We start from the raw sequence: 1,913 nt of genomic DNA on the forward strand, positions 1-1,913 counted from the left end.
GGCGAGTACAACTCGGAAGCCATATCGGAGAAGTGATGCTCGTTGCTCCACCCCGCGATAATAAGAAGTATTGAATTGTTCGATGCAATTTTTAAAAATGGAGGAGGAAGAGGGATTCGAACCCCCGCGGGTTTTGACACCCCTGTCGGTTTTCAAGACCGATCCCTTCAGCCAGACTTGGGTATTCCTCCATAAAGTAAAGCGATGGACCTTGTAGGACTCGAACCTACGACCGGACGGTTATGAGCCGTCTGCTCTAACCAGCTGAGCTAAAGGTCCCAATATGGTAGCGGCGGAGGGGATCGAACCCCCGACCTCACGGGTATGAACCGTACGCTCTAGCCAGCTGAGCTACACCGCCATATGAGAATATTTAGTATAATTGGTGGAGCCTAGCGGGATCGAACCGCTGACCTCCTGCGTGCAAGGCAGGCGCTCTCCCAGCTGAGCTAAGGCCCCACAATATGTATAATGGTCGGGAAGACAGGATTCGAACCTGCGACCCCTTGGTCCCAAACCAAGTGCTCTACCAAGCTGAGCTACTTCCCGAAAATGGCGCGCCCGAGAGGAGTCGAACCCCTAACCTTTTGATCCGTAGTCAAACGCTCTATCCAATTGAGCTACGGGCGCTTAATAAAAGATCTCTAAAGTGCCGAGGACCGGGATCGAACCGGTACGGTAGTCACCTACCGCAGGATTTTAAGTCCTGTGCGTCTGCCAATTCCGCCACCCCGGCGTTTTGGTTTGGAGCGGAAGACGGGATTCGAACCCGCGACCCCCACCTTGGCAAGGTGGTGTTCTACCACTGAACTACTTCCGCATAGCATGGTGCGGATGAAGGGAGTCGAACCCCCACGTCCTTAACGGACACTAGAGCCTGATTCTAGCGCGTCTGCCAATTCCGCCACATCCGCAATACTATAATATCGATGGTGAGCCATGAAGGACTCGAACCTTCGACCCTCTGATTAAAAGTCAGATGCTCTACCGACTGAGCTAATGGCTCTCTATTTTGCCTACACCCACAGCATGCAGGACGCCCAAATCTCAGAAAGCTTATTCAAGCAGCAGCTCCATTTGGGCGCTGTTGTTTCGCTTCGGGGATTATTCGTCCGTGCTCTACCGACTGAGCTAATGGCTCTCTGTTTTGCCTACACTCCCAGCATGCAGGACGCCCAAATCTCAGAAAGCTTATTCAAGCAGCAGCTCCATTCGGGCGCTGTTGTTTCGCTTCGGGGATTATTCGTCCGTGCTCTGCCGAGCATACGGTTCGGTATAACCAATAGAAATGGTGCCGGCAAGAGGACTTGAACCCCCAACCTACTGATTACAAGTCAGTTGCTCTACCAATTGAGCTACACCGGCAAGTGGTGGAGGATGACGGGATCGAACCGCCGACCCTCTGCTTGTAAGGCAGATGCTCTCCCAGCTGAGCTAATCCTCCATGTGTTTCGGCTTGCGATGAGCGGCGTATTCCGTTGTCGCCTTCAGTCGTTCGCATCCTCACGCACTTATGTGCGCTCCGGTGCTCTCTCCTTCGGCTCCTAGGACTACTTGCTCCTCCCAACCCTCTTACGTTTACTTTGTTGGGTGATGATTTCGGCTTGTGATGAGCGGTGCATTGCGTTGTCGCTTTCGTTCACTCACATCCTCACGCACTAATGTGCACTCCGGTGTTCGCTCACTCGGCTCCTAGCACTGCTTGCTCCTCCCAACCCTCTTACGTTTACTTTGTTTGATGATGTTTCGGCTTGCGATGAGTAAGGTACTACGTTTTCATCTTTAATGAATCGCGTTTGCCTGACTCTTCTGAAAGCTTACAGCATAAGAAAAGAATTGCCTGGCGGCGTCCTACTCTCACAGGGGGAAACCCCCAACTACCATCGGCGCTGAAGAGCTTAACTTCCGTGTTC

General features: G+C 52.5%; 12 tRNA genes and 1 rRNA gene. All 13 read right to left on the bottom strand.

Features of this window, described 5'->3' with window-relative positions:
- Positions 1-98 precede the first annotated feature (98 nt).
- Positions 99-191, bottom strand: a tRNA-Ser gene (locus GKZ89_RS20670).
- A 14-nt stretch (positions 192-205) separates the two neighbouring features.
- Positions 206-279, bottom strand: a tRNA-Ile gene (locus tag GKZ89_RS20675).
- A gap of 5 nt (positions 280-284) precedes the next feature.
- Positions 285-361: transfer RNA gene (locus GKZ89_RS20680), tRNA-Met, on the bottom strand.
- A 22-nt stretch (positions 362-383) separates the two neighbouring features.
- Positions 384-459 (bottom strand) — tRNA-Ala (locus GKZ89_RS20685).
- Positions 460-472: 13 nt separating this feature from the next.
- Positions 473-549: transfer RNA gene (locus GKZ89_RS20690), tRNA-Pro, on the bottom strand.
- A gap of 4 nt (positions 550-553) precedes the next feature.
- Positions 554-630: transfer RNA gene (locus GKZ89_RS20695), tRNA-Arg, on the bottom strand.
- Between the two features lie 20 nt (positions 631-650).
- Positions 651-736: transfer RNA gene (locus GKZ89_RS20700), tRNA-Leu, on the bottom strand.
- A 9-nt stretch (positions 737-745) separates the two neighbouring features.
- Positions 746-820 (bottom strand) — tRNA-Gly (locus GKZ89_RS20705).
- 6 nt (positions 821-826) lie between these two features.
- Positions 827-914, bottom strand: a tRNA-Leu gene (locus GKZ89_RS20710).
- 16 nt (positions 915-930) lie between these two features.
- Positions 931-1,006: transfer RNA gene (locus GKZ89_RS20715), tRNA-Lys, on the bottom strand.
- 283 nt (positions 1,007-1,289) lie between these two features.
- A tRNA-Thr gene (locus tag GKZ89_RS20720) sits at positions 1,290-1,365 on the bottom strand.
- Between the two features lie 3 nt (positions 1,366-1,368).
- A tRNA-Val gene (locus tag GKZ89_RS20725) sits at positions 1,369-1,444 on the bottom strand.
- A 394-nt stretch (positions 1,445-1,838) separates the two neighbouring features.
- Positions 1,839-1,913 (bottom strand): 5S ribosomal RNA (gene rrf / locus GKZ89_RS21680); the annotation flags it as partial.

This window comes from Metabacillus mangrovi (genome assembly GCF_009711125.1).
GTDB lineage: Bacteria > Bacillota > Bacilli > Bacillales > Bacillaceae > Metabacillus_B > Metabacillus_B mangrovi.